The 15327-nt window shown below is 38.9% G+C and carries 12 protein-coding genes and 5 tRNA genes; all 17 read right to left on the reverse strand.

Annotated features, from left to right (window positions below):
• Positions 1–51: 51 nt before the first annotated feature.
• Positions 52–4335 carry a DNA-directed RNA polymerase subunit beta' gene (gene rpoC, locus BFL47_RS15550; RefSeq protein WP_069660723.1) on the reverse strand — a complete coding sequence of 1428 codons (4284 nt, stop codon included), beginning with the start codon at positions 4333–4335 and terminating at the stop codon, positions 52–54.
• A gap of 28 nt (positions 4336–4363) precedes the next feature.
• Positions 4364–8170, reverse strand: a complete 3807-nt coding sequence (gene rpoB / locus BFL47_RS15555; RefSeq protein ID WP_069660724.1) for a DNA-directed RNA polymerase subunit beta — start codon at positions 8168–8170, stop codon at positions 4364–4366.
• Between the two features lie 148 nt (positions 8171–8318).
• Positions 8319–8693, reverse strand: a complete 375-nt coding sequence (rplL, locus tag BFL47_RS15560; protein WP_069660725.1) for a 50S ribosomal protein L7/L12 — start codon at positions 8691–8693, stop codon at positions 8319–8321.
• Positions 8694–8749: 56 nt separating this feature from the next.
• Positions 8750–9268, reverse strand: a complete 519-nt coding sequence (gene rplJ, locus BFL47_RS15565; RefSeq protein ID WP_069660726.1) for a 50S ribosomal protein L10 — start codon at positions 9266–9268, stop codon at positions 8750–8752.
• Between the two features lie 2 nt (positions 9269–9270).
• Positions 9271–9969 (reverse strand): 50S ribosomal protein L1, encoded by a 699-nt coding sequence (gene rplA, locus BFL47_RS15570; protein ID WP_069660727.1) that lies wholly within the window; start codon positions 9967–9969, stop codon positions 9271–9273.
• A 20-nt stretch (positions 9970–9989) separates the two neighbouring features.
• The gene (gene rplK, locus BFL47_RS15575; RefSeq protein WP_016197092.1) at positions 9990–10430 is read right to left on the reverse strand and encodes a 50S ribosomal protein L11; all 441 of its coding nucleotides are present in this window, start codon (positions 10428–10430) and stop codon (positions 9990–9992) included.
• 68 nt (positions 10431–10498) lie between these two features.
• Positions 10499–11044, reverse strand: coding sequence for a transcription termination/antitermination protein NusG (gene nusG / locus BFL47_RS15580; RefSeq protein WP_040300607.1), 546 nt, complete (start codon positions 11042–11044; stop codon positions 10499–10501).
• A 12-nt stretch (positions 11045–11056) separates the two neighbouring features.
• Positions 11057–11254 carry a preprotein translocase subunit SecE gene (gene secE / locus BFL47_RS15585; protein ID WP_069660729.1) on the reverse strand — a complete coding sequence of 66 codons (198 nt, stop codon included), beginning with the start codon at positions 11252–11254 and terminating at the stop codon, positions 11057–11059.
• A 16-nt stretch (positions 11255–11270) separates the two neighbouring features.
• Positions 11271–11341: transfer RNA gene (locus BFL47_RS15590), tRNA-Trp, on the reverse strand.
• Positions 11342–11455: 114 nt separating this feature from the next.
• A complete protein-coding gene (gene tuf, locus BFL47_RS15595; RefSeq protein WP_069660730.1) occupies positions 11456–12643 on the reverse strand; it encodes an elongation factor Tu in 1188 nt (395 codons plus the stop codon).
• A 62-nt stretch (positions 12644–12705) separates the two neighbouring features.
• Positions 12706–12777 (reverse strand) — tRNA-Thr (locus BFL47_RS15600).
• 85 nt (positions 12778–12862) lie between these two features.
• Positions 12863–12938, reverse strand: a tRNA-Gly gene (locus tag BFL47_RS15605).
• Between the two features lie 83 nt (positions 12939–13021).
• Positions 13022–13105 (reverse strand) — tRNA-Tyr (locus BFL47_RS15610).
• Positions 13106–13137: 32 nt separating this feature from the next.
• A tRNA-Thr gene (locus BFL47_RS15615) sits at positions 13138–13213 on the reverse strand.
• A 252-nt stretch (positions 13214–13465) separates the two neighbouring features.
• Entirely contained in the window at positions 13466–13813 is a 348-nt protein-coding gene (gene hpf / locus BFL47_RS15620; RefSeq protein WP_069660731.1) for a ribosome hibernation-promoting factor, HPF/YfiA family, read from the reverse strand.
• 13 nt (positions 13814–13826) lie between these two features.
• A complete protein-coding gene (locus BFL47_RS15625) occupies positions 13827–14705 on the reverse strand; it encodes a tyrosine-type recombinase/integrase (RefSeq protein WP_069660732.1) in 879 nt (292 codons plus the stop codon).
• A gap of 71 nt (positions 14706–14776) precedes the next feature.
• Positions 14777–14968 carry a 30S ribosomal protein S21 gene (rpsU, locus tag BFL47_RS15630; protein WP_016197098.1) on the reverse strand — a complete coding sequence of 64 codons (192 nt, stop codon included), beginning with the start codon at positions 14966–14968 and terminating at the stop codon, positions 14777–14779.
• Positions 14969–15327: the final 359 nt, after the last annotated feature.

A 15327-nucleotide genomic window follows, 5' to 3' on the forward strand; every position in this document is an offset into this window, starting at 1 on the left:
AAAAAAGTCCCCCTAAATTAGGGGGACTTTATAAATAATATTTAATATAAATTAAACGGCTTCTTCTAATTTCGACGCCAATAATTTATCATACTCTTCCTGAGAACCAACTATGATACGTTCATAGCTACGTAAACCAGTACCTGAAGGAATCAGGTGACCTACAATTACATTCTCTTTCAGACCTAACAGATTATCACGTTTTCCACTAATCGCAGCTTCATTCAGAACCTTAGTAGTTTCCTGGAAAGATGCTGCTGAAATAAATGACTTCGTACCTAATGACGCACGGGTGATACCCTGAAGAACCGGACTGGATGTTGCTGCGATAGCATCGCGTGCTTCAACCAACTGCAAATCCTTACGTTTTAGAACAGAATTCTCATCCCTTAACTTACGGACAGAAATAATCTGACCTGCTTTAAAGTTTGGAGAATCACCTGCCTCAGTAACTACCTTCTTGTCATAGATATCATCATTTTCAATCATAAAGTCCCAACGGTCAACCGCATCCTTTTCAAGGAAACGAGTATCACCTGGATCTTCAATCTGAACTTTCTGCATCATCTGGTGAACAATAACTTCAAAATGCTTATCATTTATTTTCACACCCTGCAGACGGTAAACTTCCTGAATACCATTTACCAGGTATTCCTGAACCGCAGCCGGACCTTTAATAGATAAAATATCAGCAGGAGAAATTGAACCATCAGATAATGGCATTCCCGCTTTCACGAAGTCATTATCCTGTACAAGGATGTGTTTAGATAGGGGCACAAGATATTTCTTAAGCTGTCCATCTTTAGATTCGATAGAAATCTCACGATTACCACGTTTCACACCACCCAATGTTACCACACCATCAATCTCCGTTACAACTGCAGGATTTGATGGGTTACGTGCTTCAAACAATTCCGTTACACGTGGTAGACCACCCGTAATATCCCTTGTTTTACCAGTTGAACGAGGAATCTTAGCAATTACCTCTCCCATCTTAATCTTAGCACCTTCATCAACCGAGATATGAGCTCCTACCGGGATGTTATATCCTTTCACAATCTGAGCTTGACCATCAGCAATCTGAATTACCGGATTCTTTGTCTTATCACGGGTATCAATGATTACTTTTTCTCTGTGACCAGTCTGCTCATCAGACTCTTCACGGAAAGTAACCCCTTCAATTACCGCTTCAAAAGCAACTCTACCTGTAAATTCAGAGATGATAACGGCATTGTATGGATCCCAGCTACAAATTCTGTCGCCTTTTACCAACTGCTGTCCTTCTTTAACATACAAGTAAGAACCGTAAGGAATGTTATTTGTCATAATCATTCTTCCTGTTCCAGCTTCTATGATACGGAACTCACCTGAACGTCCAAGAACTACCTCTACCGGACCTTCTTCAGTTTCGTAAGGAACAGTTCTGATATTTTCAAACTCGATAATACCTTCAAACTTCGCGTTGATCTGAGATTCAGCAGCGATATTCGATGCAGTACCCCCAACGTGGAACGTACGAAGTGTTAACTGTGTTCCCGGTTCCCCAATGGACTGTGCAGCAATTACACCGACAGCTTCACCAGCCTGAACACGTTTACCAGAGGCAAGGTTACGACCATAACATAGCGCACAAACACCTCTTTTATTTTCACAAGTAAGAACGGAACGAATTTCGATACCTTCAAGTGATGAGTTTTCAATGTTGTGACCTATATGCTCAGTAATATCCTGATTTGCATAAACCAAAAGTTCTCCGGTGATAGGATCATAAACATCATGTAATGATGTTCTACCTAAAATCCGGTCGTATAATGGTTCAACAACATCTTCATTATCCTTAAGCGCAGTTGTATAAGTACCTCTTAAAGTACCACAATCAGTTTCACTCACGATCATGTCCTGAGCAACGTCATGCAAACGACGAGTTAAATAACCCGCATCTGCTGTTTTAAGAGCCGTATCCGCAAGTCCTTTACGTGCACCGTGAGTAGAGATAAAGTATTCCAATACCGTTAGTCCTTCTTTAAAGTTAGACAAAATCGGATTCTCAATAATTTCACCTCCTGAACCTGATTTCTGAGGCTTAGCCATCAGACCACGCATTCCACAAAGCTGGCGAATCTGCTCCTTTGAACCACGCGCACCTGAGTCAAGCATCATGTATACCGAGTTGAACCCTTGATTATCATTAGACAAAATATCCATCACATTCGCTGTTAAACGATTGTTGATACGGGTCCAGATATCGATAATCTGATTGTAACGCTCGTTATTAGTAATGAAACCCATGTTGTAGTTACTCATTACCTCTTCAACTTCCTTAGTAGCCTGAGCAATCAATGTAACCTTAGCCTCCGGAATATTTAAATCCTGAAGATTAAAGGAAAGACCACCATGGAACGCCATCCGGAATCCTAATTCCTTAATATCATCAAGGAATTGAGCGGCACGTGCCATACCGGTAGCTTTAACTACCTCACCAATAATATCACGAAGTGATTTCTTAGTTAAAAGTTCATTGATATAACCCACTTCTTCCGGTACCATTTCATTAAACAGCACACGACCTACAGTAGTGTCGATGATTTTGCTGACAATAGAACCGTCTTTTTCTTTCTCTTTTGCCTTTACCTTAATAAATGCATGAAGATCGATCTTCCTTTCATTGTAAGCAATGATCACCTCTTCAGCAGAATAGAAAGTCTGACCCTGTCCCTTAATAACTCGTTCTGCATCAGTCTTACGGCCTTTAGTGATATAATAAAGACCCAAAACCATATCCTGAGAAGGTACGGTAATAGGAGTACCATTTGCAGGATTCAGAATGTTATGAGAAGCAAGCATCAAAATCTGAGCTTCCAATACGGCAGCATGACCCAAAGGTAAATGAACAGCCATCTGGTCACCGTCAAAATCCGCATTAAAGGCAGTACAGACAAGAGGGTGCAACTGAATCGCTTTACCTTCAATCAGCTTTGGCTGAAAAGATTGGATACCTAAACGATGAAGCGTAGGCGCACGATTAAGCAATACAGGATGTCCTTTTAGTACGTTTTCTAATATATCCCAAACGATAGGATCCTTACGATCAACGATTTTCTTAGCAGACTTCACTGTTTTGACCACACCTCTTTCTATCATCTTACGAATGATAAACGGTTTGAACAACTCAGCAGCCATATCCTTTGGCAAACCACACTCATGAAGTTTCAAACTCGGTCCAACAACAATTACCGAACGAGCTGAATAATCCACACGTTTACCTAATAGATTCTGACGGAAACGACCTTGCTTACCTTTCAAAATATCTGAAAGAGACTTAAGGGCACGATTTCCTTCAGTTTTAACCGCATTTACTTTACGTGAATTATCAAATAAAGAGTCAACAGCTTCCTGTAACATACGTTTTTCATTACGTAAAATTACTTCCGGAGCCTTGATCTCGATCAAACGTTTCAAACGATTGTTACGGATAATTACACGACGGTATAAGTCATTTAAATCCGAAGTAGCAAAACGGCCACCTTCCAGAGGAACTAAAGGACGTAACTCAGGAGGTATAACAGGAACGATTTTAACGATCATCCATTCAGGACGATTTTCAATGTTCTTGCGAGCACCTCTGAAAGATTCTACAACATGAAGACGTTTAAGGGCTTCATTTTTACGTTGCTGAGAAGTTTCGTTAGCTGCCTGGTGACGAAGATCATACGATTGCTGATCAAGGTCCAGACGTTTTAACAATTCTTCAAGAGCTTCCGCTCCCATCTTGGCCAAAAACTTTTGAGGATCTTTATCATCAAGATATTGATTTTCCTTAGGAAGCGTATCCAGAATATCTAAATATTCCTCTTCAGTAAGAAAATCCATTTTGTTGATACCATCAGCCTCTTTAATACCTGGCTGAATAACAACATAACGCTCGTAATAAATGATAAGATCAAGTTTCTTAGTAGGCAAGCCTAGTAAATAACCAATTTTATTAGGTAAAGAACGGAAGTACCAGATATGCGCTACGGGAACCACCAAATTGATGTGTCCCATACGCTCACGACGTACTTTTTTCTCTGTTACCTCAACACCGCAACGATCACAAACGATACCCTTATAACGGATACGTTTGTATTTACCGCAATGACATTCGTAATCCTTTACCGGACCGAATATACGCTCACAAAATAAACCATCACGTTCCGGTTTGTAAGTACGATAATTAATCGTTTCAGGCTTTAAAACTTCACCGCTTGAACGCTCCAGAATTGATTCTGGAGAGGCCAAGCTTATCGTAATCGATGTGAAATTGCTCTTTATTTTATTATCCTTTTTATAAGACATAGCTCTTTATAAAGTTAAACCTTTGTAACTAATCTAACGTGATGTCTAAACCAAGACCTCTTAATTCATGAACCAATACGTTGAATGATTCCGGAACTGAAGGAGTTGGAAGGGTTTCACCCTTAACAATCGCTTCATAAGTCTTAGCACGTCCTACCACGTCATCCGATTTAACGGTCAATATTTCCTGAAGAATATTAGCTGCTCCAAATGCTTCAAGTGCCCAAACTTCCATCTCACCAAAACGCTGACCCCCAAATTGAGCTTTACCACCCAATGGTTGTTGTGTAATTAATGAATATGGTCCAATTGAACGCGCATGCATCTTATCATCAACCATGTGTCCAAGTTTCAGCATGTATATAATACCTACTGTTGTTGGCTGGTCAAAACGATCGCCGGTTAAGCCATTATACAAATAGGTACGGCCTGAAGGTGGAACCCCGGCTTTAGCAACCCATTCTTCTACTTCTTCATGTGAAGCACCATCAAAGATTGGTGTAGCAAACTTTATTCCAAGTTCTTTACCTGCCCAGCCTAATACAGTTTCGTAAATCTGTCCAAGGTTCATACGGGAAGGCACACCCAGTGGGTTAAGTACGATATCTACAGGTGTTCCGTCTTCCAGGAATGGCATATCTTCATCACGAACGATTCTTGCCACAATACCCTTGTTTCCGTGACGACCAGCCATCTTATCACCAACCTTAAGCTTACGCTTTTTGGCAATATAAACCTTAGCCATCTGAACAATACCTGAAGGTAACTCATCACCTACACTGATTGCAAACTTATCTCTCTTGTAAGCACCAAGTTCTTCGTTAAGCTTAATGTTATAGTTATGCAGTAAAGCTTTAATCAAGTCATTTTTGTCATCATCAGTAGTCCATTTTGTAGGATTGATGTTGGCATATTCCAACTCAGTAAGTATTTTCTGCGTAAACTTAGCACCCTTAGGCACAAGAAGCTCCTTGTAAACATTAAACACTCCTTGCGAAGTCTTACCATTTACGATAGTGAACAACTTTTCAATCAAACTTTCTTTCAGACTCTTAGAAGCTCTGTTATGAGAAGAATCCAGTTTTTCCAACTGTGCTTTTTCTTCCGCTTTAGAAGTTTTCTTCGCACGTGAAAACAGCTTAGTGTCAATTACCACACCCCTTATAGAAGGAGGAGTTTTCAACGAAGCATCTTTCACATCACCTGCTTTATCACCAAAGATTGCTCTTAATAGTTTTTCTTCAGGAGAAGGATCAGATTCACCTTTCGGAGTAATCTTACCAATCAAAATATCACCTTCTTTTACTTCAGCCCCAACGCGAATGATACCATTCTCATCAAGATCTTTAGTAGCTTCTTCAGAAACATTAGGAATATCAGGAGTCAATTCTTCTTCACCACGTTTCGTATCACGAACTTCAAGTTCGAATTCTTCAATATGTAATGAAGTGAAGATATCCTGAGATACTACACGCTCAGAGATTACAATAGCATCCTCAAAGTTGAAACCCTGCCAAGGCATAAATGCCACTTTAAGATTTCTACCTAATGCTAATTCACCATTCTGTGTCGCATATCCTTCACAAAGAACTTCACCCTTTTCAACCCGTTGTCCTTTTTTAACAATAGGCTTCAAATTGATACAAGTACTCTGATTCGTTTTCTTAAATTTAATTAAGTTATATGATTTTGACTCGCCGTCGAAAGAAACCAATATATCATCATCATTACGATCATAAATAATACGGATTTCATTTGCATCAACATAATCAACCACACCACTGCCTTCCGCATTAATCAAGGTACGTGAATCACGTGCCACACGACCTTCAAGACCTGTACCAACTACAGGAGCTTCCGGACGCAATAATGGAACAGCCTGACGTTGCATATTCGAGCCCATCAAGGCACGATTCGCATCATCATGTTCAAGGAAAGGAATCAATGACGCTGCGATTGAAGTAATCTGATTCGGAGCAATGTCAATTAAATCAAGTCTCTCCGGTTCAATAACCGGGAAGTCACCTTCAAATCTGGCTTTAACCTTAGGTGTTGCAAACACACCGTGTTCATCATAATGTGCATTCGCCTGAGCAATGGTTTTACCATCCTCATCCTCAGCAGAAAGATAAATAACAGGTTCTTCAACTACCACACGCCCTTTATCTACCTTAAGGTAAGGGGTTTCGATAAATCCAAGATTGTTTATTTTCGCATGCACAGCAAGAGAAGAGATCAATCCAATATTCGGACCTTCCGGAGTCTCAATTGTACAAAGGCGACCATAATGCGTATAATGAACATCACGAACTTCGAAACCAGCACGTTCTCTGGAAAGACCACCAGGGCCTAAAGCCGAAAGACGGCGTTTATGTGTAATCTCAGCAAGTGGATTGGTTTGATCCATAAACTGGGATAACTGATTGGTACCAAAGAAAGAGTTGATTACCGATGACAACGTACGTGCATTGATCAGATCCGTTGGCGTAAACACTTCGTTATCACGAATGTTCATACGTTCACGGATTGTTCTTGCCATACGAGCCAAACCAACACCAAACTGGGCGTATAACTGCTCACCTACCGTACGTACACGACGATTAGATAAATGGTCAATATCATCCACTTCAGCCTTAGAGTTGATCAGTTTGATCAGGTATTTAACAATAGCAATAATATCATCTTTCGTAAGCACCTTAGTTTCTTCAGAAGTACTAAGCTTAAGCTTACGGTTGATACGGTAACGACCTACATCTCCTAAATCATAACGTTTGTCTGAGAAGAACAAGCGGTCGATAATACCACGTGCAGTTTCTTCATCAGGTGGTTCTGCGTTACGCAACTGCCTGTAGATGTGTTCCACGGCTTCTTTTTCGGAGTTAGAAGTATCCTTTTGAAGCGTGTTATATATAATCGAATAATCTGCGTTATTAGAAGCATCTTCCTTTGTCAGGATAATACTTTTAACTCCTGCATCAATGATCATATCAATATGATCTTCAGAAAGTACAGTTTCACGCTCCAGGATGATTTCGTTACGGTCGATAGAAACTACCTCACCTGTATCCTCATCCACAAAGTCTTCCACCCACTTCTTCAGAACCCTTGCTGCAAGCCTACGACCTACATATTTCTTTAAGCCTGATTTACTGACCTTAACCTCATCAGCAAGTTCAAATAATTCAAGAATATCTTTATCCGAATCATAACCAATTGCACGAAGCAAGGTTGTAACCGGAAACTTTTTCTTACGGTCAATGTAAGCATACATGACGTTATTTACGTCAGTCGCGAACTCAATCCATGATCCTTTAAATGGAATTACACGGGCTGAATACAATTTACTACCGTTAGTATGACGGCTTTGTCCAAAGAACACTCCCGGTGACCGATGTAACTGAGACACAATAACACGTTCAGCACCATTGATTACAAACGTTCCTTTAGGAGTCATATAAGGGATAGTCCCCAAATAAACATCCTGAACAATCGTTTCAAAGTCTTCATGCTCTTCATCATTACATGATAAACGCAATTTTGCTTTTAATGGAACACTGTGAGTTAAACCACGTTCAATACATTCCTGAATGGAATACCGGGGTGGATCTACAAAATAATCAAGAAACTCTAAAACGAAGATATTTCTTGAATCAGAAATCGGGAAGTTTTCAGCAAAAACCTTAAACAATCCTTCCTGATGGCGGTTGTCAGAGGTTGTTTCGAGCTGAAAAAACTCCCTGAAAGATTTCAGTTGCACATCCAGAAAATCGGGATAGTCGATTACGTGTTTGCTGGTCGCAAAGTTTATTCTTTCGCTTTGATTTTTGGTTGCCAATGGATTACGATTTTAGTTTATCAAAACTGTGACTTATCGGGCATCTTGTAAACCATGTCGTAAGTCAAACAACTATGGGTACAATACAAACAACAATAGACCCCGGTGAAAACCGGAGTCTAAAGTATAAATTTATTGAGTCAAGAAATTACTTAACTTCAACTACAGCTCCTGCGTCTTCTAATTGTTTCTTCAGGGATTCAGCTTCTTCTTTAGATACACCTACTTTTACTTCTTTCGGAGCACCATCAACTAAATCTTTTGCTTCTTTCAGTCCAAGACCAGTAAGGTCTTTTACCAATTTAACAACTGCTAATTTAGCACCACCTGCTTCTTTAAGGATCACGTCAAACGTAGTTTTTTCCTCAACAGCAGCAGGTCCATCGTTAGAAGGAGCAGCAGCTGCTACTGCAGCAGCAGCAGGCTCAATACCATATTCATCTTTTAAGATCTGAGCTAGCTCGTTAACTTCTTTTACAGTCAAGTTTACTAATTGCTCAGCAAACGCTTTTAAATCTGCCATTGTATTTAAATTTTAATATATTTCTTTTAAATTATAAGAGCTTACAGGTGCCTTACTTAACCTCTTTCTTGTAATGTTTTAACTAAGCCTGCAAGTTTAGCACCACCAGATAATAATCCGGAAATAACGTTCTTAGCAGGAGATTGTAACAATGCGATAACGTCTCCAACAAGTTCTTCCTTAGATTTAAGGGTAACAAGTGCGTCTAACTGGTTATCACCGATAAATATAGCGCTATCAATATAAGCACCCTTTAAAAGTGGTTTATCACCAGTCTTTCTTAGTTCCTTGATCAATTTCGCAGGAGCATTAGCTACTGTTGAAAATGAGATACTCGAGGCACCTTTTAACACTTCACTGAACTCTGTAGGATCAACACCTGCTGCTTCAATAGCTTTAAGGATTAACGTATTCTTTGCTACCTGAATTGTGATTCCGTTTTCAAAAAACTTACGTCTGATCTTATTTACCTTTGCAACTGAAAGATTAGCAGTATCGGTGATGTAGAAATTACCGTATTCTTTAATCTGTTCGGTAAGGGCTTGAACAATTTCTTGTTTCTCTTCTTTTCTCATGATTAGATTCCCCCTACTGATTTAGTTTCAACTTTTATTCCAGGTGACATAGTAGAAGAGATATGAACACTCTTAAAATATGTTCCTTTTGATGCTGATGGTTTTAATTTAGATAATGTTTGAAGAACTTCCAACGCATTTTCGTAGATTTTATCAGCACTAAAAGATGCTTTTCCAATTGACGTATGGATAATTCCAGTCTTGTCAACCTTGAAGTCAATTTTACCTGCTTTAACATCTGTTACTGCTTTACCTACATCTGTAGTTACAGTACCAGATTTTGGATTCGGCATCAGGTTACGGGGACCTAAAATACGTCCAAGTCTACCTACTTTTGCCATCACACTAGGCATGGTGATAATGATATCCACATCTGTCCATCCCCCCTCTATTTTGGCGATATACTCATCCAGTCCTACAAAATCTGCTCCTGCAGCTTTAGCTTCTTCTTCCTTATCAGGAGTTACTAAAGCTAAAACACGAACAGTCTTGCCTGTACCATGAGGTAGAGTCGCAATACCACGAACCATTTGATTTGCTTTACGAGGATCAACGCCCAAACGAACATCGATATCTACGGAAGCATCAAATTTGGCTGTCGTGATTTCCTTAACCAATGCCGCAGCATCAACTAAAGAATATGACTTTCCAACCTCAATTTTGGAGAGTGCCATTTTTTGATTTTTTGATAATCTAGCCACTTCTTAACTGATTTAATTAATTAACTGTTCCAGGGTGCATTACCAGAAATGGTAATTCCCATACTACGTGCTGTACCTGCTACCATTTTCATAGCAGACTCTACAGTAAAGGCATTTAAGTCTGGCATTTTATCAGTAGCAATTGTTGTTACCTGATCCCAGGATATAGCAGCAACCTTCTTACGATTGGATTCTGCCGATCCACTTTTCAGACCTGCAGCTTCCAATAATTGGACTGCTACCGGTGGGGTTTTAATGATAAAATCAAAAGACTTATCAGCATAGACTGTAATTACAACCGGTAATATTTTACCTGGCTTATCTTGGGTTCTAGAATTGAACTGCTTGCAAAACTCCATGATATTCACACCCTTTGCACCCAATGCGGGTCCTACTGGAGGTGAAGGATTTGCAGCGTTACCCTTGATTTGTAACTTTACTAAGGCACTGACCTCTTTCATTTTTGTTTATTTATTTATTACTTCAATGTTAATAGTTGGAAGCTGTAACATTTAAGCCCTTATAAAATTTATTCTTTTTCTACCTGCATGTAGTTAAGTTCGAGAGGAGTACGGCGTCCGAAGATTTTAACCATCACCTTCAACTTTTTCTTCTCTTCATTAACTTCTTCAATCACACCAGTAAAACCATTAAACGGACCATCCATTACTTTGACATTTTCGCCAACATAATAAGGAACATTCATAGTTTCACTCTGCTGGCTCATTTCGTCTACCTTACCTAGTATCCGATTAACCTCTGCAGGGCGCATTGGAACTGCTGCGCCACCCTTACCTTCGCCAAGGAAACCTATAACGCTGGTAATATTCTTAATAACATGCTCTAATTCCGCATCTAGGACAGCTTCAATCAAAACATAACCAGGATAGTAGTTGCGTTCTTTCGCAATTTTCTTACCCTCCTTCATCTGGTAGTATTTCTCCATCGGGATCAATACCTGCGGCAACAAATGTGCCATACCCAAACGATTTATCTCCGCTTCAAGATATTGCTTTACTTTCTTTTCTTTACCACTAACCGCACGGACAACATACCACTTCAGCTGATCACTCATAATTGCACTCATTTAGTTAGCAACTGATCTATAAAATAATTTCAATAAGTTACCTACAGACTCATCCATTGCCAATACTAATAAGGCAATGATTACTGAAGCAACCAGAACTATTACAGCAGAATTTTGTAATTCAGCCCAAGTTGGCCATGACACTCTATGGGTCATTTCCTCATATGAATCTTTAAGAAACTCAACTACGTTAGACATATTTGCAAACTTTAAGCACGGGAACAAGGATTCGAACCCTGATCAAAGGTTTTGGAGACCTCTATTCTACCGTTGAACTATTCCCGTATATAAAATTCTCTTTCGAGATGTATAATAAACCTTATTAGAACAAAATACTCAGAAAATCTCTGAGTATTTTGTAAAGTATTATATCTGAATCAGCCCTAAGGCCTTATCTGACTATTTAATAATTTCAGTTACCTGACCAGCACCTACAGTTCTACCACCTTCACGGATTGCAAAACGTAGACCCTTTTCCATTGCGATTGCATTGATCAACTCAACAGTAATCGTAACGTTATCACCTGGCATAACCATTTCAACACCTTCAGCTAGAGTGATTTCACCTGTAACATCTGTTGTACGGAAATAGAATTGAGGACGGTATCTGTTGAAGAAAGGAGTGTGACGTCCACCTTCAGCCTTTGATAATACATAAACCTCAGCTTTGAAGTTTGTATGAGGAGTTACAGTACCTGGTTTGCAAATAACCATACCACGACGGATATCAGTTTTTTCAATACCACGTAACAATAAACCTACGTTATCACCTGCTTCACCTCTATCAAGGATCTTACGGAACATCTCAACACCAGTAACAACTGATTTAAGATTTTCAGCACCCATTCCAAGAATTTCAACGGGCTCACCAGAGTTGATGATACCGCGTTCAATACGTCCTGTTGCTACAGTACCACGACCAGTGATCGAGAATACATCTTCAACCGGCATAAGGAAAGGAAGCTCAGTTAAACGTGGAGGAATAGGAATGTAGCTATCTACAGCATCCATTAATTCCAGAATTTTAGGAACCCATTTAGGATCACCATTTAAACCTCCTAGAGCTGAACCTTGAATAACAGGAATATCATCACCTGGATAATCGTAGAAAGATAATAGTTCACGAATTTCCATTTCTACTAATTCCAACAACTCAGGATCATCAACCATGTCCACCTTGTTCATGAAAACAACCAATGAAGGTACACCAACCTGGCGGGCCAAAAGGATGTGCTCACGAGTTTGTGGCATCGGACCATCAGTCGCAGCAACTACAATAATCGCACCGTCCATCTGAGCTGCCCCAGTAACCATGTTCTTAACGTAATCCGCGTGACCTGGACAGTCAACGTGTGCATAGTGACGTTTTGCTGTAGAATACTCAACGTGAGCAGTATTAATTGTGATACCTCTTTCTTTTTCTTCTGGAGCAGAGTCAATTGATTCAAATGAACGTGCTTCAGAAAACCCAGCATCAGCTAAAACCTTAGTGATAGCTGCAGTAAGAGTAGTTTTACCGTGGTCAACATGACCGATTGTACCGATATTTAAGTGTGGCTTACTGCGGTCAAATTTTTCTTTTGCCATTTTTTTATACTAATTAGTAGGTTAATTTTATTTTAATTGTATTTGATTATATACCTTAACCGAGCCAATGATGGGAATTGAACCCATGACCTCTTCCTTACCAAGGAAGTGCTCTACCGCTGAGCTACATCGGCTTATTCGTCATTTTACAGTTTTTATTCACTATACCCTGAAACACAAAACTGCAAACGGCAAACTGCCGACTGCTTACTGTTAAAATGGAGCGGAAGAAGAGGTTCGAACTCTCGACCTATAGCTTGGAAGGCTATCGCTCTACCAACTGAGCTACTTCCGCTTATTTTATTTCTTAAAACTTCCAGTCCCGGACTTTAAAGTTTCGAATCCATAAAGGAAACGTAACTTCAAAATCTAAGATTTTGGTGGGGGGAGAAGGATTCGAACCTTCGTAGCCGAAGCAATGGATTTACAGTCCATCCCATTTGACCGCTCTGGTATCCCCCCAGCCTGATTGTCGATCATTATAATCTCCAAACTGGAGCCTCCTATCGGGATCGAACCAATGACCTACTGATTACAAGTCAGTTGCTCTACCAGCTGAGCTAAGGAGGCAATTTTTTACTCTTTATTTTCAAAACATTAACTCGATCGTTAATGGGCTGCAAAGATAAGAGATTTTTCTATATAAAAAATATTAATTTAAACTTTTAAAGAACAACCCTTTTCCTGTTCAAATTTCCACGTTAGAACCTCTCGGAAAGGGATTGCAAATCTACAAAAAATACGTACCCCACAAAATTTATTTTAAAAAAAAACTGACAGTGGTTAAACTGCCAGTCTACGTTTAATTTTTACTTGTTCCTCTTACAAATCTTCCGATGGAAGAGCTTCAATTTCTGCCTTATGATTACTTAAATGAGGCTTTGTTTTAATTTTATGTTTATCAATTTGTCTCTTCAGCGACTCTATCGCCAGGTCTGTTGCTTCTTCAAACGTCTTACATTGTTCTTTTGCAAACAACTGACTTCCAGGTAAAATAACTTTGATTTCAGTGATCTTATTTTCCTCGCTTACCGTATTCTCAAGCTTTAAATAAATTTCACCACTTACTATCTGATCTGACATCTGATCTAATTTATCAGCCTTTTTCTGGATAAAAGCTAACAACTTTTTGTCAGCTGTGAAGTGGATTGATTGAACACTAATTTTCATTTTGCCTCCTTTTTTAAGCCTTTGGATGGGCTTGTTTATAAATTAATTTTAAACGCTCAACTGTATTATGGGTATATACCTCCGTTGAAGCCAAACTTGAATGGCCTAATAATTCTTTTATCGAATTTAAATCGGCACCATTATTAAGCAAATTTGTCGCAAAAGAATGTCTTAATACATGCGGACTTTTTTTATCCCTGGTCGTTATATAAGCTAAATGCTTTTTTACAATCCGATAAATCAGACCTGAGTACGCAGCTTCACCCCTATCAGTTAAGATTAACACACTTAAATTACAATCGAAACCTTGGGTATGTTTTTCCCTAATGTACTGTTTTATTAATTCAATAAGCGATTTGTTCAATGGAACTAGCCTTTGTTTGTTTCTTTTCCCATTGATAAGCACGGTTTCCTCATATAGATTAATATCATTCTCATTTAAACTGAGCAGCTCAGACAAACGAATCCCTGTGCCGAATAAAAGCTCAATGATTAGCTTATTCCTTAAGCCCTGAAAATCGTTGGAAAAATACGTATTGCTGTCAAGCAGCATATTCAGATCATCCTGTTCCAGGTAATCTGGCAAACGCTTTGGCGTCTTTAAAGTCTTGATCTGAAGTAATGGATTGTTTGCTATAAGACCTTCCCTATTTAGAAACTTATAGAATGCACGTAAAGAGGATAACTTTCGGTTTATGGTACGCGGGCCACATAAATCCAGTAAAGTAACCAGCCATGCCCGTACATCCTGGTAGTTAACCGTAGCAAGCTCGATTTGCTGTAAAGAAAGAAAAGCTTGAAACTGATTCAAGTCCTGTAAATAGGCCTCCGTGGTGTGCACGGAAAATCGCTTTTCGTATAGAATGTAATTACTGAATTTCTCTATAAACATCAAAAACTATTTGCACATTACATGATATGCAATATACAAATAGTTTTTAAAGTATTAATTTATAACGAATTTTAAATTACCTCAAGGTTAAGGTTTTGTTTGTATACGGCACGTTTAACGATAGTACGACGGGTTACAGACTTCTTTTCATAGGCCTGACGGCTGCGTAGTTCTCTTAATACACCAGTCTTCTCGAATTTCTTCTTGAATCGTTTCAGGGCTTTATCTAAAGACTCGCCGTCTTTTACGTTGATAATAATCATATGCTAATATACCTCCTTTCGTTTTTTTAAAGGATTGCAAAAATATGCAAAATATTATAAATTAAATCATTGATTTGCTATTTATTACAAAATAGTTGATGGTTATACTATACAAACAATTACTTGTAAGTTATACATCCATCTCAATTTAAAGGAACAAAACTATATAACTTATCGAATTTTACTATGATATCACTATTTATATCTCAATATGGCCGGCAACCTTAAATTGTCTGATAAGAAAATATATTACTAGCGAAAAAATAGAGATTGAAAGGATACTTATTCCAGTCGAATACGTATTGAACAGTTCAATATTATAATCTAATGTAATCAGTAAATACAACTGCACAGAAATT

This window comes from Arcticibacter eurypsychrophilus (genome assembly GCF_001730525.1).
GTDB classification, from domain to species: Bacteria; Bacteroidota; Bacteroidia; order Sphingobacteriales; family Sphingobacteriaceae; genus Arcticibacter; species Arcticibacter eurypsychrophilus.